The following is a 24,095-nucleotide window of genomic DNA, read 5'->3' as shown; positions in this document are numbered from 1 at the left end:
CGCATGCATACGTACGACAGCGATGACCTCACTGCCATCCGCGAAGGCGTGCGCGCCTTGTGCGCCGAATTCGACGCCAGTTACTGGCGCAAGATCGATGAAGAAAAAAGCTTCCCGGAGGCCTTCGTCAAAGCCATGACCGACGCCGGCTGGCTGTCGGCGATGATCCCCGAGCAATATGGCGGCTCCGGCCTGGGCCTGGCCGAGGCCTCGGTGATTCTCGAAGAAGTGAACGCCTGCGGCGGCAACTCCGGCACCGTGCACGGGCAGATGTACAACATGTTCACCCTGCTGCGCCATGGCAGCGAGGAGCAGAAGCGCCAGTACCTGCCCAAGCTGGCCAGCGGCGAGCTGCGCCTGCAGTCGATGGGCGTGACCGAGCCCACCACCGGCACCGACACCACCAAGATCAAGACCACCGCCGTGCGCCAGGGCGATGAGTACGTGATCAACGGCCAGAAGGTGTGGATCTCGCGCATCCAGCACTCCGACCTGATGATCCTGCTGGCGCGCACCACGCCGCTGGCCGAGGTGAAGAAGAAGTCCGAAGGCATGTCGATCTTCCTGGTCGACCTGCGCGAAGCCATCGGCAACGGCCTCACCGTGCAGCCGATCGCCAACATGGTCAACCACGAGACCAACGAGCTGTTCTTCGACAACCTCAAGATCCCGGCCAGCAGCCTGATCGGCGAAGAAGGCAAAGGCTTCAGGTACATCCTCGACGGCCTCAACGCCGAGCGCACGTTGATCGCCGCCGAATGCATCGGCGACGGCCGCTGGTTCATCGAAAAATCCGCGCAGTACGCCCGTGACCGCGTGGTGTTCGGCCGCCCGATCGGGCAGAACCAGGGCGTGCAGTTTCCCATTGCCGAGGCCCATATCGAAATCGAGGCGGCCGACCTGATGCGCTGGCGCGCCTGCGCCGAGTACGACAGCGGGCAAAACGCCGGGGCCAGCGCCAACATGGCCAAGTACCTGGCCGCCAAGGCCTCCTGGGAAGCCGCCAACGCCTGCCTGCAGACCCACGGCGGCTTTGGCTTCGCCTGCGAATACGACGTCGAGCGCAAGTTCCGCGAAACCCGCCTGTACCAGGTGGCGCCGATCTCCACCAACCTGATCCTGTCCTACGTGGCCGAGCACCTGCTCGAACTGCCGCGCAGCTTCTGAGGGCCTGAACATGCAGCATACCCACGCGCTCGCAGGCTTCCTTGCCGACCTGCGCTACGCCCAGATCCCCGGCCACGTGCTGGACCGCACCGAAGACCTGTTTCTCGACTGGCTGGGCTCGGCCCTGGCCAGCCAGGGTGCGCACCCGATTCCGCTGTTCGAGTGCTATGCCCAGCGCATGGGCCCGGCCCAGGGCCGTGCGCGGGTGTTGACCAGCGGGGGCACCTCTTCGCCCTACTTCGCCGCCCTGGTCAACGGCGCCGCCTCGCACCTGGTGGAGCAGGACGACCTGCACAACAGCTCCGTGCTGCACCCCGCCACCGTGGTGTTCTCCGCCGTGCTGGCAGCCGCCCAGGACCTGGGCAAGTCCGGCCAGGACCTGCTGCTGGCGGCGGTGGCCGGCTATGAGGCGGGCATCCGCATCGGTGAATTCCTCGGCCGCTCGCACTACCGCACCTTCCACACCACCGCCACGGTCGGCACCCTGGCCGCGGCGGTCGGTGTGGGCAAGCTGCTGGGCTTCGATCAGGAGCAGTTCATCAACCTGCTCGGCAGCGCCGGCACCCAGGCGGCCGGCCTGTGGGAATTCTTGCGCGACGCGGCCGACTCCAAGCAGCTGCACACCGCCAAGGCCGCCGCCGACGGCCTGCTGGCCGCGTACCTGACCGCCGATGGCCTGAGCGGGGCGCGCAATATCCTCGAAGGCGAGCAAGGCCTGGCCGCCGGCATGTCCAGCGATGCCGACCCGGCGCGCCTGAGCGACCGCCTGGGCACGCGCTGGGCGCTGGTGGAAACCTCGTTCAAGTTCCACGCCTCGTGCCGCCACACCCACCCCGCCGCCGATGCGCTGTTGCAGTTGATGGCGGGTGAAGGCCTGGGCCATGGCGATATCGCCAAGGTGGTCACCCGCGTGCACCAGGGCGCGATCGATGTGCTGGGCCGGGTGACCACGCCCACCACCGTGCACCAGGCCAAGTTCTCCATGGGCACCGTGCTCGGGTTGATCGCCGTGCACGGCAGCGCGCAGCTGCTGGAGTTTCGCGACCTGGCCTTGAACGATGCGCAGGTGGCGGCGTTTCGCGACAAGGTGCAGATGCAGTTGGACCCTGAAGTGGACGCCGCCTACCCGGCCCGCTGGCTGGGCCGGGTCGAGGTCACCTGCAGCGATGGCCGCAGCTTCCACGCGGCCATCGACGAGCCCAAGGGCGACCCCGGCAATACCCTGTCGCGCCCGGAGCTGGAAGCCAAGTTCCAGCGCCTGCTGGCCTTCTCCGGCGCGCGCAGCCCGGCCCAGGGCCAGGCATTGATCGAGCGCGTGTGGCAATTGCGCGATGCCCGCTCCCTGGCCGACCTGCACTGAGGTGACCCCATGACTCAAGCATCACCCCGCCCGCTCGACGGCATCACCGTCATCAGCCTGGAACACGCCATCGCCGCGCCGTTCTGCACCCGCCAGCTGGCCGACCTCGGCGCCCGCGTGATCAAGGTCGAACGCCCCGGCAGCGGCGACTTCGCCCGTGGCTACGACCAGCGTGTCGACGGCCTGGCCTCGCATTTCGTGTGGACCAACCGCTCCAAGGAAAGCCTCACCCTCGACCTCAAGCAGGAGGCCGCCGGCGGCATCCTCGACGCGCTGCTGGCCAAGGCCGACGTGCTGGTGCAAAACCTTGCGCCGGGTGCGGCGGCGCGCATGGGGCTGTCGTTCGAAGCGCTGCATGCGCGCTTTCCGCAGCTGATCGTGTGCGACATCTCCGGCTACGGCGAGGGCGGCCCGTATGAAAAGAAAAAGGCCTACGACCTGCTGATCCAGAGCGAAGGCGGCTTTCTCTCGGTGACCGGCGGCCCGGGCGAAAACGAAATGGCCAAGGCCGGCTGCTCGATCGCCGACATCGCGGCGGGCATGTATGCCTACACCGGCGTGCTGTCGGCGCTGATGCTGCGCGGCAAGACCGGCGTCGGCAGCCGCATCGACGTGTCGATGCTGGAAAGCCTGGTGGAGTGGATGGGCTACCCCATGTACTACGCCTACGACGGCGCGCCACCGCCGCCGCGCGCTGGCGCTGCGCACTCGACCATCTACCCCTACGGGCCGTTCCCCACCGGCGATGGCGGCACGATCATGCTCGGCCTGCAGAACGAGCGGGAATGGGCGGTGTTCTGCGAGAAGGTGCTCCTCGACCCGGCACTGGCCAGCGATGAGCGCTTCAGCGCCAACTTCAAGCGTTCGGAAAACCGCGACGTGCTGCGCCAGATCATCATCGATGGCTTTGCCAGCCTGCCTTTGGGCGAGGTGGTCGCGCGCCTGGAGCAGGCGCAGATCGCCAATGCCCGGGTCAACGACATGCACGGGGTGTGGCAGCACCCGCAACTGCAGGCCCGCGATGGCTGGCGCGAAGTGGACAGCCCGGCCGGCAAGCTGCCGGCGCTGCTGCCACCGGGGCGCAATGGCGCCTTCACCCCGCGGATGGACGCCGTGCCGGCGCTGGGGCAGCACACCCAGGGCATCCTCGCCGAGCTGGGTTTCAGCGCGGGCGAGCAGGCCGACCTGGCTGCGGGCGGTGTGGTATGAGCCGGGTGCGTTCGGCGCTGTTCGTGCCCGGCAGCCGGCCCGTGCGGTTTGCCAAGGCGCTGGCGGCGGGGGCCGATGCGGTCATCGTCGACTTCGAGGATGCGGTGGAAGAGCCGCTGAAGCAGCAGGCCCGCGAGCACCTGGCGGCATTCCTTGAAGCTACGCCGCAAGCGGCCGTCTGGGTGCGGGTCAACGCCCCGCAGCATGTGCAGCACCGTGCTGACCTGGCGTTCTGCGCGCAGCACCCAGGTGTGGCCGGGCTGTTGCTGCCCAAGGTCGAGAACGCGGCACAAGTGGCCGTGGCGCGCCATGCCGGCAAGCCGGTGTGGCCGATCATCGAGAGCGCCAAGGGGCTGCTGGCGTTGCAGCAGATTGCCCAGGCCGAAGGTGTCGAGCGCTTGTCGTTCGGCAGCCTGGACCTGGCGCTGGACCTGGACCTGAACACCGAAAGCGCGGCGGCCCGGCAGTTTCTCGACCAGGCGCGCATGGCAGTGCAGTTGCATTCGCGGGGGGCGGGGTTACTGGCGCCGCTGGATGGGGTGTACCCGGCGATCGACGATGCCCAAGGCTTGCAGCAAGCGATGCGCCATGCCTACGACATGGGCTATGGCGGGGCGCTGTGCATTCACCCAAGGCAGGTGGCGGTGATCCATGCGGCGCTGGCGCCGAGTGCCGATGAGCTGGTTTGGGCGCGCAAGGTGCTGGCTGCCAGCGAGGCGGCCCATGGCGCCGGGGCGTTCCAGCTGGAGGGGCAGATGGTGGATGCGCCGGTGGTGTTGCGCGCCCAGCGGTTGCTGGCCCGGCAACGGGGTTGAAGCTGCCGGCCCCATCGCTGGCAAGCCAGCTCCCACAAAAACTGCGGGCCTGCGGTGTACCTGTGGGAGCCGGTTTGCCGGCGATAGGGCCGGTGCTGGTGTTAACCCCAGCCGAACGCCGCCTTACACAAATGCTGATTCTCCACACACAAGCCATTGGTCCATCTTTACCCTCAACCCTCCTACAACAATAAATCAGAGGTGACATCGATGTTGAAGCTGACCCAGGCGCTGTTCTGCGCCGCTGCTGTGTCCATGGCGAGCCTGGCCCAGGCCGCCGACCCGATCATCATCAAGTTCGCCCACGTGGTGGCCGACAGCACCCCCAAAGGCCAGGGCGCGCTGATGTTCCAGAAGTTGGTCGCCGCCGACCCGCAACTCAAGGACAAGGTAAAAGTCGAGGTCTACCCCAACTCGTCGCTGTTCGGCGACGGCAAGGAAATGGAAGCCCTGCTGCTGGGCGATGTGCAGATGCTGGCGCCGTCGCTGGCCAAGTTCGAGCACTACAACAAGCAGGTGCAGATCTTCGACCTGCCGTTCCTGTTCGATGACCTGGCTGCCGTCGACCGCTTCCAGCAAGGCCCGCACGGCAAGGCGCTGCTGACTTCGATGGAAGACAAGGGCATCCGTGGCCTGGCCTACTGGCACAACGGCCTCAAGCAGTTGTCGGCGAACAAGAAGGTGATCCTGCCCAAGGACGCCCGTGGCCTGAAGTTCCGCGTGCAGGCCTCCAGCGTGCTCGAGGAGCAGTTCAAGGCCATCCGCGCCAACCCGCGCAAGATGAGCTTCGCCGAGGTCTACCAGGGCCTGCAGACTGGCACCGTCAACGGCACCGAGAACACCTGGTCGAACTACGAAAGCCAGAAGGTCAACGAGGTGCAGCCGTACTTCACCGAGACCAACCATGGCCTGATCGACTACATGGTGATCACCAACGCCAAGTTCTGGAACAGCCTGCCCGAGGATGTGCGCGGCGAGCTGCAGGCGATCATCGACGAGGTCACCGTCGAGGTGAACAAGCAGGCCGAAGCGCTCAACCAGACCTCGCGGCAGAAGATCCTCGACGCCAAGACCAGCGAGATCGACCCGCTCACCGCCGAGCAGCGCCAGCAGTGGCGTGAATCGATGCGCCCGGTGTGGGACAAGTTCTCCGGGCAGATCGGCGCCGACCTGATCAAGGCCGCCGACGACGCCAACAAGCCGTCCTGACCCCTGCTGCGCCCTGCCCTGGCCACCCGCCCCCGGGTGGCCTGCCCTCTCTCTGTCTGGAGAAACCCTATGCAATCGCTCAGGCGCATCTGGGAGCATTTCGAGGAAGGCATGATCGCCTTCCTGCTGGCCGCCATGACCCTGGTGACCTTCCTCTACGTGGCGCTGAACAATCTCTACACCCTGTTCTACACCCTCAGTGACCACTGGTCCTTCGCCAGCGACCTGCTGCTGGGCATCGGCGACCACCTGATGGGCTACGCCCAGGAAATGACCTGGAGCATCGCCCTGACCAAGGCGCTGTTCGGCTGGCTGATCTTCTTCGGCATCGCCTATGGCGTGCGCACGGCCGGGCACCTGGGCGTCGACGTGCTGGTGCGGCGCACCCGCAAGCCGGTGCAGCGGGTGCTGGCGATGCTCGCCTGCGCCTGCTGCCTGGCCTATGCCGGGTTGTTCCTGGTGGCGAGCATCAAGTGGGTGAGCGCGGTGCTGGTGGCCGGCATCGGCGCCGAAGACCTCGACCGCTACGGCATCAAGGTCGGCCATATCGCGCTGATCGTGCCGCTGGGTTTCGCCCTGGTGATCGTGCGCTACCTGGAGATCTTCTACCGCCTGTTCACCCATCGCCAATACGGCCTGGGCCTGGCCGACGAGGCCGCCGAAGCCAGCAAGCTGGCCAACCCGGGTGAGGAGCACCACCAATGACGGTCATCTGCCTGTTCCTGCTGTTGTTCGTGTTCATGTTCCTGGGCGTGCCGATCGCGATTTCGCTGGGCTTGTCGGGGGCGCTGTCGATCTTGATGTTCAGCCAGGACTCGCTGAGCTCGCTGGCGATCAAGCTGTTCGAAACTTCCGATAGCTACACCTTCCTGGCCATCCCGTTCTTCCTGCTGTCGGGCGCGTTCATGACCACCGGCGGCGTGGCCCAGCGCCTGATCGACTTCGCCAACGCCTGCGTCGGCCACATCCGTGGCGGCCTGGCGATTGCCGCGGTGCTGGCGTGCATGCTGTTCGCCGCGCTGTCGGGCTCGTCCCCGGCCACGGTAGCGGCGGTGGGTTCGATCGCGGTGGCCGGCATGGTGCGCTCCGGTTACCCACGCGAGTTCGGCGCCGGCATCATCTGCAACGCCGGCACCCTGGGCATCCTGATTCCGCCATCGATCGTCATGGTAGTGTATTCGGCCGCCACCGAAACCTCGGTGGGCAAGCTGTTCATGGCCGGCGTGGTGCCCGGCATCCTGCTGGGCGTGGCGCTGATGGTGACGATCTACATCGTGGCGCGGATCAAGAAGCTGCCGGCGCAGCCGCGGGTCAGTTTCGCCCAGTGGCTGAGCACCGCGCGGCGCGCGTTCTGGGGGCTGTTGCTGCTGGTGATCATCCTTGGCGGGATCTACAGCGGCATGTTCACCCCCACGGAAGCGGCGGCCGTGGCGGCGGTGTATTCGGCGTTCATCGCCTTGTTCGTGTACAAGGACATGCGCCTGCGCGACTGCCCCAAGGTGCTGCTGGAGTCGGGGCGGCTGACCATCATGCTGCTGTTCATCATCGCCAACGCCATGCTCTTCGCCCACGTGCTGACCACCGAGCAGATCCCCCAGCAGATCACCCAGTGGGTGCTGTCCGAGGGGCTGACGCCGATCGGCTTCCTGATCATGGTCAACGTGGTGCTGCTGGTGGCCGGCAGCTTCATGGAGCCGTCGGCGATCATCCTGATCCTGGCGCCGATCTTCTTCCCGATCGCGATGAAGCTGGGCATCGACCCGATTCACCTGGGCATCGTGATGGTGGTGAACATGGAGATCGGCCTGGTGCACCCGCCGGTGGGGCTGAACCTGTTCGTGACCTCGGCGGTGACCGGGCTGACGCTTGGGCAGACCATTCGCGCGGCGCTGCCGTGGCTGTCGATCCTGCTGCTGTTCCTGGTGCTGGTGACCTACGTGCCGTTCATTTCGCTGGCGCTGCCGCAGTGGTTGGGGATGCCTTGAGGGCTGTGGTAGCCCCATCGCCGGCACAGCCATCAGAGCTCCCCGCCCGCCAGCAACTCGGTCATCACCTCGGCCAACGCCTTGACCATCACATCCGCCGTCGGCCGGTGGACGATGACGATTTCGTAGCTGTCCACCTCCGGCAACCCCTGGGCAGCCCCCAGCACCCGATGCTCGCCACTGGCCGCGCGCGGCGGCAGCAGGCTGATGCCCATGCCATCGGCCACCGCCGCCTGGATGCCGCTGAGGCTGGAGCTGGTGAAGCTGATGCGCCAACGCCGGCCCATGCCTTCGATGGCACTGATCATGTCCTCGCGGTACAGCCCCCGCGGCGGGAAGGTCACCAGCGGGATCGGGTCGAGTTCGAAGGCCGGAATACGCGCACTGTCGATCCACTGCAAACGCTCCGGCCAGCACGCCACGCCCTCGCGGGTATTGCGCCGCTGCTTGAGCAGCACCAGGTCCAGCTCGCCGTTGTCGTAGGCCTGGCTGAGGTCGCGGCACAGGCCGCTGGTGACCTCCAGCTTGACCTGGGGGTGCTGGCGGTTGAACGCCGACAGTGCGTTGGTGGTGCGCCCGCCAACGAAATCCTCGGGTACGCCCAGACGCACGGTGACGCCGACCATGGCCCCGGCCAGGGCTTCGAGCATCTGGTCGTTCAGCGCCAGCATGTGCCGGGCGTAGCCGAGCAAGGTCTGCCCGGCGTCGGTGGGCAGCACGTCGCGGTTGCCGCGCACCAGCAGGCGGTGGCCGACCATGTCCTCCAGGCGGCGCACCTTCTGGCTGATGGTCGACTGGGTCGAATGCAGGCGCGTGGCGGCGGTGGTGAAGCTGCCGCAATCGGCCACCACGACGATGGCGCGCAGCAGGTCGAGGTCGAACAGGGCTCTATTCGACTTCACGCTGATGGACATCTTGGTATTCAACTTTCAAATGGCAAGGCTGACTTCTACCACGCCTAGTCGCCCAGCGCCACGCCCTCACGCCGCGGGTCGGCGCCGCCCGACCAGCCGCCGGCGCTGCGCTGGATGATCTGCATGCCGCTGGTCATGGTCAGTGGCGTGACCTCATGCCCCCATGCCGCCAACTGTCGGATCAAGGCCGGGCTGGCCAGCTCCTTCTCCACTTCGGTGCCGCCATTGCGGCTGCCGAAATTGGGCAGGTTGGCGGCCTGCTGCGGGTCGAGCTTCCAGTCCAGCAGGCCGACCAGGGCCTTGTTCACGTAGCCGATGATCTGCGAGCCGCCGGGGGAGCCGAGGCTGGCCACCAGTTCGCCGGAATCGCGGGCGAACACCAGGGTCGGCGCCATCGCCGACAGCGGCCGCTTGCCGGGCTCGACGCGGTTGGCCACGGGCCTGCCGTTCTCCTGGGCGATGAAGGAAAAGTCGGTGAGCTGGTTGTTCAGCAAAAAGCCCTTGACCATCAGGTGCGAGCCGAATGCCGCTTCCACCGAGGTGGTCATGGCCAGGGCCTGGCCGCTGTCGTCCACGGCCGACAGGTGCGAGGTGGAGATGCGCAGCGGCGAGCGGTCCGGGGCCATCGCCAGGTTGGCGCCTTGCGGTGTGCCCGGGCGGGCGCGCTTCATGCTGTACTCGCCGACCAGCGTGGCGCGCCCGGCCAGGTACGCCGAGTCGATCAGCGCCTTGAGCGGCACCGGCACATAGTCGCTGTCGGCCAGGTATTGGGCACGGTCGGCGAAGGCCAGGCGTTCGGCCTCGGCCACCAGGTGCACCGCCAGCGGCGTGGGTTCCAGGCCGGCGGCCGAGGCCACCTGGCGCGGCGCTTGATGGGCCAGGTCGCGTTGCGCTGAAGCACGCTGCACGGCTTCGAGGATGCCCAAGGTCTGCAGCACGCCGACCCCACCCGAGGACGGCGGCGGCATGCCGCAGATCTGCCAGGCCTTGTAGGGGCCGCATACCGGGTCGCGGACCTTGGCCTGGTACTGGCGCAGATCGTCCAGCGACAACTGCCCGGCGTTGGCATGGCCACGCACCTGGGCCACCATCGCCTCGGCGATCTCGCCGTGGTAGAAGGCATCCACGCCCTGCTCTGCCAGCTGCTCGAAGGTGCGCGCAAGCTCGGGGTTGCGCAGTACGGTACCCACCGCCAGCGGCTTGCCTTGGCTGTCCAGGAAGTAACGCGCCATGGCCGGCGAATCGGCAATGAACGGGTCTTCGCTGACCAGCGCATGCAGGCGCTCGGACAGCGCGAAACCGTTGCGCGCAAGCTCGATGGCCGGCTTGAACAGCTCGCGCCAGGGCAATTTGCCGTGCTGTGCGTGGGCCATTTCCAGGGCCCGCAGCACGCCCGGCACGCCCACCGAACGGCCGCCGATCTGGGCAGCGCGAAATGGCATCGGCGTGCCGTCGGGTTGCAGGAACAGCGCTTCGGTGACCGCTGCCGGCGCCGTTTCGCGGCCATCGTAGGCCTGCACCTGCTGGCCGTCCCAGTACAGGATGAAGCCACCGCCGCCGATGCCACTCGATTGCGGCTCGACCAGGGTCAGCACCATCTGCATGGCGATCGCCGCATCGATGGCACTGCCGCCGGCGCGCAGCATCGCCCGCCCCGCCTCGCTGGCCAGCGGGTTGGCCGCCGCCGCCATGTGCCGGCTGGCGTGCACCGGCTCAAGGCCGCTGCGGTAGCCGGACTGGGCTTCCGGCGGCGCCGGCAGCGCTTGGTCGGCCAGGGCGCCGTGGCTGGTGGCGGCCAGGCACAAGGCGGCGAGCAGTGGCGTCGGAAAATTCATGGGTAGGCTTCCTGCTTTAACTATTCAGCAGGGCACTGTGGGTCATGCACATTCTTAACTTCAACCCCTGCCGTGCATTTTCTAGGATTGCGGCAGACATTACAGGAGCCTGCGAAATGCGTTTGCCACTTACCGCGCTAGCCTTTGCCTTGTTCACCAGCCTTGCCTTCGCCGAGACGCCCGCCATGCACAACGCCGCCGCGCACAACGACACCCCCACCCTGCAGCGCCTGCTCGAGCAAGGCGCCGATGTGAACCTGCGCGACGACCAGGGCCGCACCGCGCTGCTGGTCGCCACCCACGCCAACCAGGTGGCGGCGGCCAAGGCGCTGATCGAGGCCGGTGCCGATGTGAACGCCAAGGACAACATCGACGACAGCCCCTACCTGTATGCCGGTGCCCGGGGCTTGAACGACATCCTGCGCCTGACCCTGGCCCATGGCGCCGACCTCAAGAGCACCAACCGCTACGGCGGCACGGCGCTGATCCCCGCCGCCGAGCGCGGGCACGTGGAGACCGTGCAGCTGCTGATCGATGCTGGGGTCGACGTTGACCACCTCAACCGCCTGCACTGGACCGCGCTGCTGGAGGCGGTGATCCTCGGCGATGGCGGCCCGCGCCATGTGGAGATCGTGCGGCGGCTGTTGGCGGCGGGTGCGGACCGGCAGATTGCCGACAAGGACGGGGTGACCGCCCTGGAACATGCGCGCCAGCGCGGGTACCGGGAGATGGTGGCGTTGCTGGCCCAATAATCCGGCGCTGCCCCTGTGGGAGCCGGCTTGCCGGCGATAGGGCCCGAGCAGGCAACCAAGGCTGCATTCGTCTGCCCCAGTCAATCGCCGGCAAGCCGGCTCCCACGGGATAGCGGCAGCCTTATGGCTCAAGCCACTTCTTCGAACGGCAAGCCCACATAGTTCTCGGCAATGTTCACCAACCCCGCCTGCGACGACAGGAAGTACTCCCGGTCGGCCTCCTGCATCTTCTGGTCCCAGGCATCCTTGTGCTCGCCAAAGTCATGCAGCAACTGGGTCATGAACCAGCTGAAGCGCTCGCCCTTCCACACCCGGCGCAGCGCCAGCGGCGAGTACTGCTGCAGCAGGTCGGTGCGCCCTTCGCGGTACACCTTGAGCAGGATGCGGTACAGGTAGTTCACGTCCGAGGCCGCCAGGTTCAGGCCCTTGGCACCGGTGGGCGGCACGATGTGCGCGGCGTCGCCGAGCAGGAACAGGTGGCCGTACTGCATCGGCTCGACCACCAGGCTGCGCAGCGGCGCGATGCTCTTTTCCAGGGCCGGGCCGGTCACCAGGCGCGCCGCCACCTCTTGCGGCAGGCGGGCCTTGAGCTCGTTCCAGAAACGCGCATCCGACCAGTCTTCGACGCGCTCCTCCAGCGGCACCTGCAGGTAGTAGCGGCTGCGCGTCAGCGAGCGCTGGCTGCACAGCACGAAACCCCGTTCGTGGTGGGCGTAGATCAGCTCAGGGTTGACCGGCGGGGTGTCGGCCAGCATGCCCAGCCAGCCGAATGGATACACGCGCTCGTAGTGCTTGAGCACGCCTTCGGGGATGCTCTGCCGGGACACGCCGTGGAAGCCATCGCAGCCGGCAATGTAGTCGCAGTCCAGGCGCTGCGGCTGGCCATCGTGTTCGAAGGTCACGTAGGGCTGCTCGCCCTTGAGTTCATGCAGTTGAACATTGCTGGCCGAGTAGAAGATGGGCGCGGCGCTGGCCGCACGGGCCTGCATCAGGTCGCGGGTGACTTCGGTCTGGCCATAGACCATCACCGTCTTGCCACCGGTCAGGCCCTTGAGGTCCAGGCGCTGGCGGCGGCCGCCGACCAGCAGTTCTACGCCATCATGCACCAGCCCTTCGCGGTCCATGCGCTGCGCGACACCGGCCTCGCGCAGCAGGTCGACGGTGCCCTGCTCGAGCACGCCGGCGCGGATACGGCCCAGCACATAGTCCGGTGCCTGGCGTTCGAGGATCACGTTGGCGATGCCGGCCTTGTGCAGCAGCTGGCCAAGCAGCAGGCCAGAGGGGCCCGCGCCGATGATTGCAACCTGAGTCTTCATTGTTGTTGTCTCTTGTTGTTAGGCGTTTTGTACTTGCATTTTTAAGGGCTAAAGCAGCCAAATAGGTGTGCTATTCCATAAGAAAACTGCACTTTTACAAAATTGGTTCGATTAACGAACAGGCCATTCGCCCATGCCATCCACCCTTTCCGGCGTCCCGTTGTTCCAGCTGTATGGTGAAAACCAGGCCTGGCCCGGCACCGACCTGCTGCATTGCGAGTCGATCCCGGCGCGCAGCCGCCTGCACCATTGGGAGATCAAGGCGCACCAGCACGCCGAGCTGTTTCAGCTGCTTTATGTGCAACGCGGCCGGGCCGAAGTTGAGATCGAGGGCGTGCGCAGCGTCATTGCCGAGGCGGCGATCCAGGTGGTGCCGCCGTTGACGGTGCATGGTTTTCGCTTCAGCGCCGATATCCAGGGGCACGTGCTGACCTTCGGCACGGCCCTGGTGGCGGCCCTGGAACAACGCCTGGGCACGCCGCTGGGCGTGCTGGCCAAGGCGGCGTGCTACCCGCTGGGCCAGGACCGCGGGCGCCTGCGCAACCTGATCGACACCCTGCAGCAGGAGTACCAGGGCCACGCCCCCGGGCGCGCGGCCTTGCTCGAAGCCCTGGTGACGGCGCTGATGGTGTGGATCAGCCGCTGCCAGCAACAGGGCCAGGCGCCGCGCAACCGCGACGAGCGTGACCGGCAGTTGCTGGGGCAGTACCTGCGCCTGGTCGAGGCGCATTACCGCGAGCACCTGTCGGTGGAGGACTTTGCCGCGCGCCTGAACATTCCGAGCCTGCAACTCAACCAGCTGTGCCGGGCGTTGTGCGCGCAGACGGCGCTGCAGGTGGTGCACCAGCGGCTGCTGCTGGAGGCGCGGCGCAACCTTGTGTACACGCGCATGAGCATCGGGCAGCTGTCCGATAGCCTGGGGTTCAGTGACCCGACGTACTTTGCGCGGTTCTTCAAGCGCCTGAGTGGGCAGACCCCCAATGGCTATCGGCGTTCGGTGCAGCCTGAGTGAATGGCTTTGCCTGTTCTGGCCCTATCGCCGGCAAGCCGGCTCCCACAGGTACAGCGCAGCACTTGTGGGAGCCGGCTTGCCGGCGATAGGGCCAGCAAAACCGACACAGCCCTGCTTGACGTATACGTCAACCTGCCCTCAGGATACCGCCATACCCCACGCCGAGCCCGAGCATGAGCAGCCAGACCTACAGCATCTCCGACCTGTCCCGCGAGCTGGACATCACCACCCGCGCCATTCGCTTCTACGAGGAACAGGGCCTGCTCAGCCCCGAGCGCCGCGGCCTGGAGCGCATCTATTCGCCCCGCGACAAGGTCAGCCTGAAGCTGATCCTGCGCGGCAAGCGCATCGGTTTCTCGCTGGCCGAATGCCGCGAACTGATCGAGCTGTACGACCCCAGCAGCGGCAACCTCAAGCAGCTCAACAGCATGCTGGCGAAAATCGCCGAGCGCCGCGCCCAGCTGGAGCAGCAGATGCTCGACATCCACCAGATGCAACTGGAACTGGACACCGCCCAGGAGCGCTGCGAGCAGGCCCTGGCCGCCACCTTGAACAATAACGACAACCGTTGACCCGCCACAGGAACCCCGCCATGTCCTTGCCCGAAAAAGTCCGCCTGGTCGAAGTCGGCCCCCGCGACGGCCTGCAGAACGAAGCCCAACCCATCAGCGTCGCCGACAAGGTGCGCCTGGTCGACGACCTCAGCGCTGCCGGGCTGGGCTACATCGAGGTGGGCAGTTTCGTGTCGCCCAAGTGGGTGCCGCAGATGGCAGGTTCGGCCGAGGTGTTCGCCGCCATCAGCCAGCGCCCCGGCGTTACCTATGCCGCCTTGGCCCCGAACCTGCGCGGTTTCGAAGACGCCCTGGCGGCGGGCGTGAAGGAAGTGGCGGTGTTCGCGGCGGCCTCCGAGGCGTTTTCCCAGCGCAACATCAACTGCTCGATCAGCGAGAGCCTGAACCGTTTCGAACCGATCATGGCGGCGGCGCGCAGCCACGGCGTGCGCGTGCGCGGTTACGTCTCCTGCGTGCTCGGCTGCCCTTATGAAGGCAAGGTCAGCGCCGAACAGGTGGCCCCGGTGGCCAAGGCGCTGCACGACATGGGCTGCTACGAAGTGTCGCTGGGCGACACCATCGGCACCGGCACCGCAGGCGATACCCGCCGCCTGTTCGAGGTGGTCTCGGCGCTTGTGCCGCGCGCGCAGCTGGCCGGGCACTTCCACGACACCTACGGCCAGGCCCTGGCCAATGTGTACGCCAGCCTGCTCGAAGGCATCAGCGTGTTCGACAGCTCCGTGGCAGGTTTGGGCGGCTGCCCGTATGCCAAGGGCGCCACCGGCAACATTGCCACGGAGGATGTGCTGTACCTGCTGCAGGGGCTGGGTATCGAAACCGGTATCGACCTCGACGCACTGATCGCGGCCGGGCAGCGCATCAGCCAGGTGCTGGGCCGGGCCAACGGCTCGCGGGTGGCGCGGGCACGCAGCGCCCAGTGATTCACACGGTTGTCACAAGAGTGTGGGTGCAGTGTTACCGCTGCCGCCCACTCCAGCAAAAAATCGGGTAACAGGGAAACAATTCGACAGAATTTCAGGCCACCGGTTTTTCGCCATTTTGCTCAAGCCCTTGATTTTAAAGGCTTTTGAAAAGTTGGCACGGCACCTGCTATATCTTTCGTACAACAACAACAAAAAACGTGACACCCAATAAAAACAACAGGTAACGGCTCTGACATAACAAGAACAACACGGCAGAGGCGTAGCAAGCAGATTTTTTTGGAGTCGACAGGCTTTTCAGGGGCTCGCCCCGCGATCTGACACAGAACAACAAAACTACCTCCAGGTAGCGGCAGTCAGGATCGGATCAGCATGATGACAGCAGGTCAGCGCTCAAAAAAATACGTTTGCTCTTGACCCCGCATGGGGGTCGCCCGCAACACAAGGCAGGCTTACAAAAACAACAAAAGGCCGGTCTTCAATAATAATAAAAGAGCAGGCAACAACGCTTTGAGGGGAGCTTCGGCTCCCCTCAGTGCTTCCTGCCCTCCTCCTCCCTGCGCTTGTCCTCCTCTTGTGCCTCCAGCTTGTCCACCAGCAACGGCATCGTCGCCAGCACCAGCAGCGCCAGCAAGGTGCTGATCAGTGCCGTGGCCTCGCGCCCCATGCCGGCTGCCGTACCAATGGCGGCGGTCATCCACAGCCCGGCGGCCGTGGTCAGGCCTTTGACGTGGCTGGTGTCCTGGCCATTGCCTTTCAAGATGGTGCCCGCCCCAAGAAAACCGATACCGGCGACGATGCCCTGGATCACCCGGCTCAGTGCCTGCTCGTCAGCACCGGCCATGCTCGGCGCCAGCACGAACAGCGCCGCGCCCATCGACACCAGCATGTGCGTGCGCACACCGGCCGACTTGCCCTTGCTCTCGCGTTCAAAACCCAGCACCGCGCCCAGGATCGCCGCCATCGACAGGCGCAAGAGGATGCGGGTGATTTCGGCTTCGTCGGTGATGTCGGCGAATTCCGCTTGCAGCGTTTGCCAGATGACGTCCATCGCCTTTCTCTCGATCCACTGTGGGCTTCACAGGGTTGACCTGCCGCAGGGCAACAAAGTGCCCGCCTGGCGGATCGATGCAGCAACCTGCCAACGCCCGCAGTCCCACCTGTAACCGCACCCCGGAGGACCGCCCCATGCCCGTCGAAATCGAACAAAGCACCCAGCGCTGCACCCTCATCGGCCAGGACCTGCGCATCGAAGGCCAGGGCCCGGACATCGAAATCGTCACCGATGAGCAGCTGCACATGTCCGTGGCACTGCTGGCCGGTAACCGCGTGCCGATCACCGAAGCCGAGGCCGATGCGCTCACCGTGGCCGGTGCGGTGGATAGCCGCAGGCATCTGAAGGCCAGCGTTCCAGGCTCCGTGATTTAAGGGTTCAGCGGCCATCGCTGGCCATCTGATACGGTTTTAAACGCGCAACCTGAGCCTGTGCTGAAAACAGCTTGGGGGCCATAGTGCTCTGGCCTGATAGAGGCCTGATGAGCACCGTAGCCATGTACGAGAAAATCGACGTCATCCAGATCGCTGGCAAGCGCCCGAGCGTCAGCGGCATCCATACCCGCAGCTTCACCGGCCTGTATCGCAACCTGCGCATCGGCTTTGCCGGGGCGCTGTTCGTGCTGTTCTTCGGCACCGCCTGGCTCGACTGGAACGGCCGCCAGGCCGTGCTGTGGGACTTGGCCAGCAGCAAGTTCCACATCTTTGCCAGCACCTTCTGGCCGCAGGATTTCATCCTCCTGTCGGCGCTGCTGATCATCGCCGCCTTCGGCCTGTTCGCCATCACCGTCTACGCCGGCCGCGTGTGGTGCGGCTACAGCTGCCCGCAAAGCGTGTGGACCTGGCTGTTCATGTGGTGCGAAAAGGTCACCGAAGGCGACCGCAACCAGCGCATCAAGCTCGCCGCCGCGCCCTGGAGCCTGGGCAAGCTGGCCCGGCGCACGCTCAAGCACGGCCTGTGGCTGGCCATCGGCGTGCTCACCGGGCTGACCTTCGTCGGCTACTTCACCCCGATCCGCCCCCTGGCCCAGGAGCTGTTCACCCTGCAGCTGGGTGGCGTGGCGCTGTTCTGGGTGCTGTTCTTCACCGCCGCCACCTACATCAACGCCGGCTGGCTGCGCGAAGCGGTGTGCCTGCACATGTGCCCCTATGCGCGCTTTCAGAGCGTGATGTTCGACAAGGACACCCTGGCCGTGGCCTACGACCCGCGCCGCGGCGAAACCCGCGGCGCGCGCAAGAAAGGCAGCGATGCCCGCGCCCAGGGCCTGGGCGACTGCATCGACTGCACCCTGTGCGTGCAGGTCTGCCCCACCGGCATCGACATCCGCGACGGCCTGCAGATGGCCTGCATCGGCTGCGCGGCCTGCATCGATGCCTGCGACAACGTCATGGCCAAGATGGGCTATGCCAGTGGCCTGATCGGCTACAAGTCCGAGCACAGCCTGCAAGGCGGCACCACCCACTGGTTGCGCCCGCGCCTGCTGGGCTATGCCGCGGCGCTGCTGGTGATGATCGCGGCGCTGGTGCTGGCCTTGCAGCTGCGCCCGATGGTGTCGCTGGACGTGATCAAGGACCGCGGCCTGTTCCGCGAAAATGCCCAGGGCCAGATCGAGAACATCTACCTGCTCAAAGTCATCAACAAGACCGAACAGCCCCAGCGCTACCACCTGCGCCTGCTGGATGCCGAAGGCTTTGCCCTGCAAGGGCGCACCGAGCTGATCGTGCCCGCCGGCGAGATGGCCGAGCTGCCGGTATCGGTGGCCCTGCTGGCCGACCGCCCGAGCAGCAGCTCGCAGGAGCTGGCCTTCGAAATCCAGGACAGCGACCAACCCGAGGTGCGCAGCGTGGCCCACAGCCGCTTCGTGGCGCCGATCAACCGCTGATCCCTTACACTCAACGTTCACCTTGCCTGCCGAGCCCCCATGAAACGCTACGAACGCTTCGCCGACGACATTGCCGAACTGATCCGCTCCGGGGTGCTCGGCCCCGGCCAGCGCGTGCCTTCGGTGCGCTATGCCAGCCAGACCCACGGCGTCAGCCCCTCGACGGTGTTCCAGGCCTACTACCTGCTCGAGCGCCGCGGGCTGATCCGCGCGCGGCCGCGTTCGGGCTACTTCGTCAACGCCCACGCCCCGCTGCCGTTCAGCGAACCCCAGGCGCTGGAGCCACAGAGCGAATCGACCGACGTGGATGTCAGCGCGCTGGTGTTCTCCATCCTCGAATCGATCAAGGACCCAAGCACCGTGCCCTTCGGCTCGGCCTTCCCCAGCCCCGAGCTGTTCCCGCTGCAGCGCCTGTCGCGCTCGCTGGCCAGTGCCAGCCGGGCCATGGACCCGCGCATGGTGGTCACCGACCTGTCGCCCGGCAACCCGCAACTGCGCCGGCAGATCGCCCTGCGCTACATGGTCGGCGGGCTGATGCTGCCGATGGAAGAACTGCTGATCACCAACGGCGCGCTGGAAGCCTTGAACCTGTGCCTGCAGGCGGTGACCGAGCCGGGCGACCTGGTGGCCATCGAGGCGCCGGCCTTCTATGCCTGCCTGCAGGTGCTCGAACGGCTCAAGCTCAAGGCGGTGGAAATCCCCGTGCAGCCGCGCGAAGGCATGGACCTGGCGGTGCTGGCCCAGACCCTGGACAAGCACCCGGTCAAGGCCGTGTGGTGCATGACCAACTTCCAGAACCCGGTGGGCGCGAGCATGCCCGAGGCGAAGAAGCAGGCGCTGGTCGAACTGCTGCGCCGCCACCAGGTGCCGCTGATCGAAGACGATGTGTATGCCGAGCTGTACTACGCGCAGCAGGCGCCCAAGCCGGCCAAGGCCTTCGACACCCAGGGCCTGGTGATGCACTGCGGCTCGTTCGCCAAGAGCCTGGCGCCGGGCTACCGCATCGGCTGGGTGGCGGCCGGGCGCTTTGCGCAGAAGATCGAGCGGCTCAAGCTGATGACCTCGCTGTGCGCCTCGATGCCAGCCCAGGCGGCCATCGCCGACTACCTGCAGCACGGCGGCTACGACCGCCACCTGCGCAAGCTGCGCTACGCCCTGGAAGGCCAGCAGGCCAACATGCTCGCCGCCATCGCCCGGCACTTTCCGGCGCAGACCCGGGTCAGTCAGCCGGCCGGCGGGTACTTCCTGTGGCTGGAGCTGCCCGAGCAGATGGATGCCCTGAAGCTGTTTCACATGGCCCTGGCCCAAGGCATCAGCATCGCCCCGGGGCCGATCTTCTCGCCCACCCGGCGCTTTGGCAATTGCATCCGCCTGAACTACGGCAGCCCCTGGAATGCCACGGCCGAAAGCGCGATGGAAACCTTGGGGCGCATCATTCGCTCCTTCTGAAGGCAAACAGCCAGCCCAGCGGCTATATTCGAACGACCCGCAAACCGGAGCGTTCCCATGCCGCAGGATCAGCCCGCCCTCAGCATCGAGCAGCTTCAGGCGAAGGTTGCCGAGCTTGAAGCGCAATGCGCGCAACGCATCGACCAGGCCCAGGCCAACAACAAGCTGCTGGGCGAACTGGTCGATCACAGCGTGGCCAATGTGTTCGCCGCCGACCGCAGCCTGCGCCTGCTGGCCATCAACCGCACCGCGCAGGAAACCTTCAAGCGCTACCGCGGCTTCGCGCCCAAGGTGGGCGACCACATCCCGCAGTTTCTGGCCGGGCAAGCGGACATCACCCACCAACTCGAACCGGTATGGCCAAGGGTGCTGGCCGGCGAAGCGTTCGTCGATGTCATCAGCTTGGGCCCGGCCGACCTGCACCGCCACTACGAGGTGCGCTACACCCCGCTGCGCGATGCGCAAGGGCAGATCCAGGGCGGCTACCTGTTCGCCTATGACATCACCGAGCGGGTGGTCGAGCAGAAGCGCCTGCGGGAAACCGAAGAGGCCTTGCGCCAATCGCAGAAAATGGAAGCGGTCGGGCAACTGACCGGTGGCATCGCCCACGACTTCAACAACCTTTTGGGCGGCATTCTCGCCGCCCTGGAAATGGCCGAGCAGCGGCAAAGCGAACATCGCCTGGCCGACAGCCAGCGCCTGCTCAGCACCGCGCGGCACAACACCGAGCGCGCCGCTACGCTGGTCCAGCGCCTGCTGGCTTTCGCCCGCCAGCAGAAGCTGGTGCCCCAGGCCGTGGACGTGCAACTGCTGGTAGAAGGCATGCGCGACCTGATCAACAGCTCGCTCGCCTCGCACATCAGCTTCAGCGACGAAACCCTGCCCGGCCAATGGCTGGTGCGCATCGACCCGCCACAGCTGGAAAACGCCTTGCTCAACCTCTGCCTGAATGCCCGCGACGCCATGCTCTTGGGCGGCTCGCTGCGCATCGGCTGCGAAAACGCCCCGCTCGACGAGGAGCAGGCGCGAGCCCTGGAGCTTGCACCCGGCCAGTACCTGCGGATCACCGTCAGCGACAATGGCGCGGGCATGACCGCGCAGGTGGCGCAACGTGCGCTCGAGCCGTTTTTCACCACCAAGCCACTGGGCCAAGGGTCCGGGCTGGGGCTGTCGATCGTGTACGGCTTCGTTCGCCAGTCCGGCGGCCAGCTGCGCATCACCAGCACACCGGGGCAAGGCACCCGGGTCGCCCTGTACCTGCCCAGGGATTACGACGCCCTGGTCGCGGCGGCGGAGCGCCCGATAGTGGCCCCCACCCGCGAGCCAAGCCGGCATCGGGTGATGCTGGTGGAAGACCAGGACACCCTGCGCCTGCTGATCGGCGAAGTGCTCGAGGACAGCGGCCACGAAGTGCACGTGTTCGCCGACGGCCAAACTGCGCTCAATGCCCTGCACGGGGGGCTGCAACCTGACCTGCTGATTACCGACATCGGCCTGCCCGGCGGCGTCGATGGCCATCAGCTGGCCGCCACCTGCCTGAGCTCGCCTGGCGAAGTGGCAGTGCTGTTCATCACCGGCTACAGCGAATGGAAGGGCAAGAACAAGACCTGGCCCAACGGCCGCACCGACTTGCTCTACAAGCCATTCGCCCTGTCCGTGCTCAAGCAGCACGTCGACCGCCTGCTGGGAAACCTGCGCAACACCCGGTAAGCCGCTATGCACCTGGCACAGGGCAGGCTAAAGTCATTGCCAGTCAGTTCAGTTTTCTGTCGGAAGTCGGCATGCCATCGCGCGATCCACTCGCCCTGCAACAGCAAATCGAAGCACTCCAGCAGCGCAACGCGCAACTGGAGGCCCGCCTGGTACAGCGCCAGGACCAGGACCAGAACATCTACCGCTTTCTGTTCGACACCATGGACGAAGGCTTCTGCATCATCGAGTTCTTCGATGGCCCCCACGGCCCGCTCAGCGATTACGTGCACGTGCTGGCCAACGCCGCGTACGCCAAGCACGCCGGCATTCCCAACGTGGTCGGCAAGAAGCTGCGCGAAATGGTGGCCGACGAGGCCGATCTCTGGGTGCAACGCTACGGGGGGGTGCTGCGCACCGGCCAGCCATTGCAGTTCGAGCAGGAGCTGGTGGCCACCGGCCACGTACTGTCGGTGACCACGTTTCGCGTCGAGCCGCCCGAGCGGCGCCAGGTGGCGGTGCTGTTCAAGGATGTGACCGCGCGGCGCATGGCCGAACAGGCCTTGCAACAGCTCAACGAAGAGCTCGAACAACGGGTCAGCGCGGCGCTGGCCGAGCGCCGCCTGTTCGCCGAGCTGGTCGAGCAGTCGGTGGTCAACGTCCATGTGATCGACAATGGCATGCGCTGGCTGGCGGTCAACCGCCAGGCCAAGCAGGACTTTCACACGCTCTACGGCCACACGCCGGAAGTGGGCGAGTACATGCCAAGCCTGATGGACAACGCCCCAACCGATTCCCAGCAGGCCCTGGCCTTCTGGCGCCGCGCACTGGGCGGCGAGCGCTTCATCGAGATCGCCGCCTTCGGCCCGGAGCACGACCGACGCCATTACGAACTGCGCTTCAATGCCCTGCGCGACCAGGACGGCAGCGTGCAAGGCGCCTACCTGTTCGCCTACGAGATCAGTGATCGGGTCAAGGAACAGCAGCGCCTGGCCAAGGCCGAGCAAGCGCTGCGCCAGGCGCAGAAGATGGAAGCCGTCGGCCAGCTCAGCGGCGGTATCGCCCACGACTTCAACAACCTGCTGGGCAGCATCCTCAATGCCCAGGAGCTGATGCAGCAACGCCTGCAGCAAGAGCGCCACGACGAACTGGCGCCGTTGCTGGCGCTGTCCAATAGCTCCGCGCAACGGGCCTCCTCGCTGGTGCACCGGCTGCTGGCCTTCTCCCGCCAGCAGACCTTGCAACCCACTGCCACCCAGGTCACGGCACTGGTCACCGGCATGGAAGAGCTGCTGCGCCGCACCATTGGCCCGGCCATCAGCCTGCACAGCCACTTCGACAGTGCCTTGTGGCCGACCTTCATCGACCCGCCGCAGCTGGAGAGCGCGCTGCTCAACCTGTGCATCAATGCCCGCGATGCGCTGCCGGCGGGCGGTGTGATCGACATCCTCGGCGAAAACATCAGCCTTGAAGGCGAGCAGGCGCGGCTGCTGGAACTGCCCGCCGGCGACTACCTGCGCCTGAGCGTGGTGGACAATGGCCGAGGCATGAGCGCAGACATCGCCGCGCGGGCGCTGGACCCGTTCTTCTCGACCAAGCCCATGGGCCAGGGCACCGGCCTGGGGCTGTCGATGACCTACGGCTTCGTGCGCCAGTCAGGTGGCCAACTGCGCCTGCTGTCGACGCCAGGCAGCGGTACCCGCGTAGAGCTGTACCTGCCGCGCCATCATCAGCACGCACAACCGCCGGCCCCTGCGTCAGCGGCTGGGCTGCAACAGGCGCGCCGCGAGCCATGTGCGGGTGGGCAACGCATTGTGCTGGTGGAGGACCAGGCCGCGCTGCGCATGATCGTTGGCGATGTGCTGGAAGAGCTGGGTTATCAGGTCGAGGCCTTCGAGAACGGCCCGGCCGCGCTGGCCCACCTGCAGGATGCCGAGCGCCCGGACCTGCTGCTCAGCGACATCGGCCTGCCCGGTGGGCTCAATGGCCGCCAGTTGGCCGAACGTTGCCGGCAGCAGCACCCCGACCTCAAGGTGCTGTTCATCACCGGCTACGATGAAAGTGCCGCGCTCAACGACGGGCAATTGCTGCAAGGTACCAGCGTGCTGACCAAGCCCTTCGAACTGCAGGCCCTGGCCGAGCGCGTGCAGCAGTTGCTGGACGGCCAGTTGCCCTGAGCCGCCTGGGTCAGCGCCCGCCGCCCAGGTCGAGGAAGCTGCCGGTGGAATAGGACGCCTTCTCCGACAGCAGCCAGAGAATCGCCTCGGCCACTTCTTCGGGCTGGCCACCGCGGCCCATGGGCAAGCCGGCTTCGAGCTTGCTCACCCGGTCGGCGTCACCGGACAGCGCGTGGAAGCCGGTGTGGATGTAGCCCGGGCGCACACCGTTGACCCGCACGCCCTCGCCTGCGACTTCCTTGGCCAGGCCCAGGGTGAAGGTGTCCAGCGCACCCTTGGAGGCGGCGTAGTCGACATATTCGTTGGGCGAGCCCAGGCGGGCGGCGACCGACGACACATTGACGATCGCCCCGCCCTGGCCGCCATGCCGGCGTGACATGCGCAGCAAGGCGTGCTTGGCGCACAGCATCGGGCCGACGACGTTGGTCTTCATCACCTTGAGCAGGCGAAACTCCGACATGTCCTCGACGCGGCTCTGCTGGCCGATGGTGCCGGCGTTGTTGACCAGCGCGGTGACCGGGCCGAGTTCGTGATCGACGCGGTGGAACAGCTGGATCACCTCGTCCTCGACACTGGCATCGGCACGCACGCAGATGGCCTCGGCGCCCAGTGCACGCACCTGGGCCAGCAGCTGTTCGGCGGCCTGGTCGTCGGCGTGGTAGTTGATGCAGATGCGGTAGCCCTGCTGGGCGGCCTGCAACGCGGTGGCGGCGCCGATGCCACGGCTGGCGCCGGTGATGACGATCACTTTCTCCATGAAACTGCCAATCGTGTAGGA

At 66.3% G+C, this 24,095-nt stretch carries 21 protein-coding genes; 16 read left to right on the top strand and 5 right to left on the bottom strand.

From position 1 onward, the window contains the following. Positions 1-3: 3 nt before the first annotated feature. The 7 genes from L6D75_RS14860 (at position 4) to dctM (ending at position 7,745) form a co-directional block, all read left to right on the top strand. Complete coding sequence (locus L6D75_RS14860) at positions 4-1,167, top strand: acyl-CoA dehydrogenase family protein (RefSeq protein ID WP_176513214.1); 1,164 nt, start codon at positions 4-6, stop codon at positions 1,165-1,167. Between the two features lie 10 nt (positions 1,168-1,177). Further along, positions 1,178-2,527, top strand: coding sequence for an MmgE/PrpD family protein (locus L6D75_RS14855; protein ID WP_176513216.1), 1,350 nt, complete (start codon positions 1,178-1,180; stop codon positions 2,525-2,527). Positions 2,528-2,536: 9 nt separating this feature from the next. After that, positions 2,537-3,736: a CaiB/BaiF CoA transferase family protein gene (locus tag L6D75_RS14850; protein ID WP_176513218.1), complete on the top strand. Its 1,200-nt coding sequence runs from the start codon at positions 2,537-2,539 to the stop codon at positions 3,734-3,736. Next, positions 3,733-4,551, top strand: a complete 819-nt coding sequence (locus L6D75_RS14845; protein ID WP_176513220.1) for an HpcH/HpaI aldolase/citrate lyase family protein — start codon at positions 3,733-3,735, stop codon at positions 4,549-4,551. Before L6D75_RS14850 ends, L6D75_RS14845 begins: the two co-directional genes overlap by 4 nt. Positions 4,552-4,761: 210 nt before the next feature. Further along, the gene (locus L6D75_RS14840) at positions 4,762-5,760 is read left to right on the top strand and encodes a TRAP transporter substrate-binding protein (RefSeq protein WP_176513222.1); all 999 of its coding nucleotides are present in this window, start codon (positions 4,762-4,764) and stop codon (positions 5,758-5,760) included. A 69-nt stretch (positions 5,761-5,829) separates the two neighbouring features. Continuing rightward, complete coding sequence (locus L6D75_RS14835) at positions 5,830-6,465, top strand: TRAP transporter small permease (protein WP_176513223.1); 636 nt, start codon at positions 5,830-5,832, stop codon at positions 6,463-6,465. Beyond that, the gene (gene dctM, locus L6D75_RS14830) at positions 6,462-7,745 is read left to right on the top strand and encodes a C4-dicarboxylate TRAP transporter large permease protein DctM (RefSeq protein WP_176513224.1); all 1,284 of its coding nucleotides are present in this window, start codon (positions 6,462-6,464) and stop codon (positions 7,743-7,745) included. The genes L6D75_RS14835 and dctM overlap by 4 nt, the downstream gene beginning before the upstream one ends. A gap of 32 nt (positions 7,746-7,777) precedes the next feature. On the opposite strand, the gene L6D75_RS14825 is transcribed toward dctM, so the two are convergent. Together L6D75_RS14825 and ggt are read right to left on the bottom strand one after the other, a co-directional pair. Next, positions 7,778-8,659 carry a LysR substrate-binding domain-containing protein gene (locus tag L6D75_RS14825; RefSeq protein ID WP_176513226.1) on the bottom strand — a complete coding sequence of 294 codons (882 nt, stop codon included), beginning with the start codon at positions 8,657-8,659 and terminating at the stop codon, positions 7,778-7,780. A gap of 44 nt (positions 8,660-8,703) precedes the next feature. Further along, positions 8,704-10,494, bottom strand: coding sequence for a gamma-glutamyltransferase (gene ggt / locus L6D75_RS14820; RefSeq protein WP_176513228.1), 1,791 nt, complete (start codon positions 10,492-10,494; stop codon positions 8,704-8,706). A 116-nt stretch (positions 10,495-10,610) separates the two neighbouring features. Here ggt and L6D75_RS14815 point away from each other — a divergent pair, with 116 nt between their 5' ends. Next, entirely contained in the window at positions 10,611-11,246 is a 636-nt protein-coding gene (locus L6D75_RS14815; RefSeq protein WP_176513230.1) for an ankyrin repeat domain-containing protein, read from the top strand. A 128-nt stretch (positions 11,247-11,374) separates the two neighbouring features. On the opposite strand, the gene pobA is transcribed toward L6D75_RS14815, so the two are convergent. Next, positions 11,375-12,562 (bottom strand): 4-hydroxybenzoate 3-monooxygenase, encoded by a 1,188-nt coding sequence (gene pobA, locus L6D75_RS14810; RefSeq protein WP_176517250.1) that lies wholly within the window; start codon positions 12,560-12,562, stop codon positions 11,375-11,377. 133 nt (positions 12,563-12,695) lie between these two features. Here pobA and L6D75_RS14805 point away from each other — a divergent pair, with 133 nt between their 5' ends. The 3 genes from L6D75_RS14805 (at position 12,696) to L6D75_RS14795 (ending at position 15,066) form a co-directional block, all read left to right on the top strand. Continuing rightward, positions 12,696-13,574: a helix-turn-helix domain-containing protein gene (locus L6D75_RS14805; protein ID WP_176517249.1), complete on the top strand. Its 879-nt coding sequence runs from the start codon at positions 12,696-12,698 to the stop codon at positions 13,572-13,574. A 173-nt stretch (positions 13,575-13,747) separates the two neighbouring features. Then, complete coding sequence (locus tag L6D75_RS14800) at positions 13,748-14,146, top strand: MerR family transcriptional regulator (protein ID WP_176517248.1); 399 nt, start codon at positions 13,748-13,750, stop codon at positions 14,144-14,146. A 20-nt stretch (positions 14,147-14,166) separates the two neighbouring features. Continuing rightward, a complete protein-coding gene (locus L6D75_RS14795) occupies positions 14,167-15,066 on the top strand; it encodes a hydroxymethylglutaryl-CoA lyase (RefSeq protein ID WP_176517247.1) in 900 nt (299 codons plus the stop codon). 532 nt (positions 15,067-15,598) lie between these two features. On the opposite strand, the gene L6D75_RS14790 is transcribed toward L6D75_RS14795, so the two are convergent. Continuing rightward, positions 15,599-16,117, bottom strand: a complete 519-nt coding sequence (locus L6D75_RS14790; RefSeq protein WP_176517246.1) for an MgtC/SapB family protein — start codon at positions 16,115-16,117, stop codon at positions 15,599-15,601. A gap of 137 nt (positions 16,118-16,254) precedes the next feature. On the opposite strand from L6D75_RS14790, the gene L6D75_RS14785 reads away from it, so the two are divergent. The 5 genes from L6D75_RS14785 to L6D75_RS14765 all read left to right on the top strand — a co-directional run bounded on the left by L6D75_RS14785 (position 16,255) and on the right by L6D75_RS14765 (position 23,317). After that, complete coding sequence (locus L6D75_RS14785) at positions 16,255-16,494, top strand: DUF3203 family protein (RefSeq protein WP_176517245.1); 240 nt, start codon at positions 16,255-16,257, stop codon at positions 16,492-16,494. A 122-nt stretch (positions 16,495-16,616) separates the two neighbouring features. Beyond that, entirely contained in the window at positions 16,617-18,002 is a 1,386-nt protein-coding gene (gene ccoG / locus L6D75_RS14780) for a cytochrome c oxidase accessory protein CcoG (protein WP_176517251.1), read from the top strand. A gap of 39 nt (positions 18,003-18,041) precedes the next feature. Further along, positions 18,042-19,451 carry a GntR family transcriptional regulator MpaR gene (gene mapR, locus L6D75_RS14775; protein ID WP_176517244.1) on the top strand — a complete coding sequence of 470 codons (1,410 nt, stop codon included), beginning with the start codon at positions 18,042-18,044 and terminating at the stop codon, positions 19,449-19,451. A 57-nt stretch (positions 19,452-19,508) separates the two neighbouring features. Then, on the top strand, positions 19,509-21,161 hold the full coding sequence (locus tag L6D75_RS14770) for a PAS domain-containing sensor histidine kinase (RefSeq protein WP_176517243.1): 1,653 nt from the start codon (positions 19,509-19,511) through the stop codon (positions 21,159-21,161). Between the two features lie 71 nt (positions 21,162-21,232). Beyond that, positions 21,233-23,317 (top strand): PAS domain-containing protein, encoded by a 2,085-nt coding sequence (locus L6D75_RS14765; RefSeq protein WP_176517242.1) that lies wholly within the window; start codon positions 21,233-21,235, stop codon positions 23,315-23,317. A 10-nt stretch (positions 23,318-23,327) separates the two neighbouring features. Here the strand turns inward: L6D75_RS14765 and L6D75_RS14760 are convergent, their stop codons facing one another. Continuing rightward, entirely contained in the window at positions 23,328-24,074 is a 747-nt protein-coding gene (locus L6D75_RS14760) for an SDR family oxidoreductase (RefSeq protein WP_176517241.1), read from the bottom strand. Positions 24,075-24,095: the final 21 nt, after the last annotated feature.

The organism is Pseudomonas faucium, from assembly GCF_021602585.1.
GTDB classification, from domain to species: domain Bacteria; phylum Pseudomonadota; class Gammaproteobacteria; order Pseudomonadales; family Pseudomonadaceae; genus Aquipseudomonas; species Aquipseudomonas faucium.
This window is presented reverse-complemented; position numbering and strand designations above follow the sequence as displayed.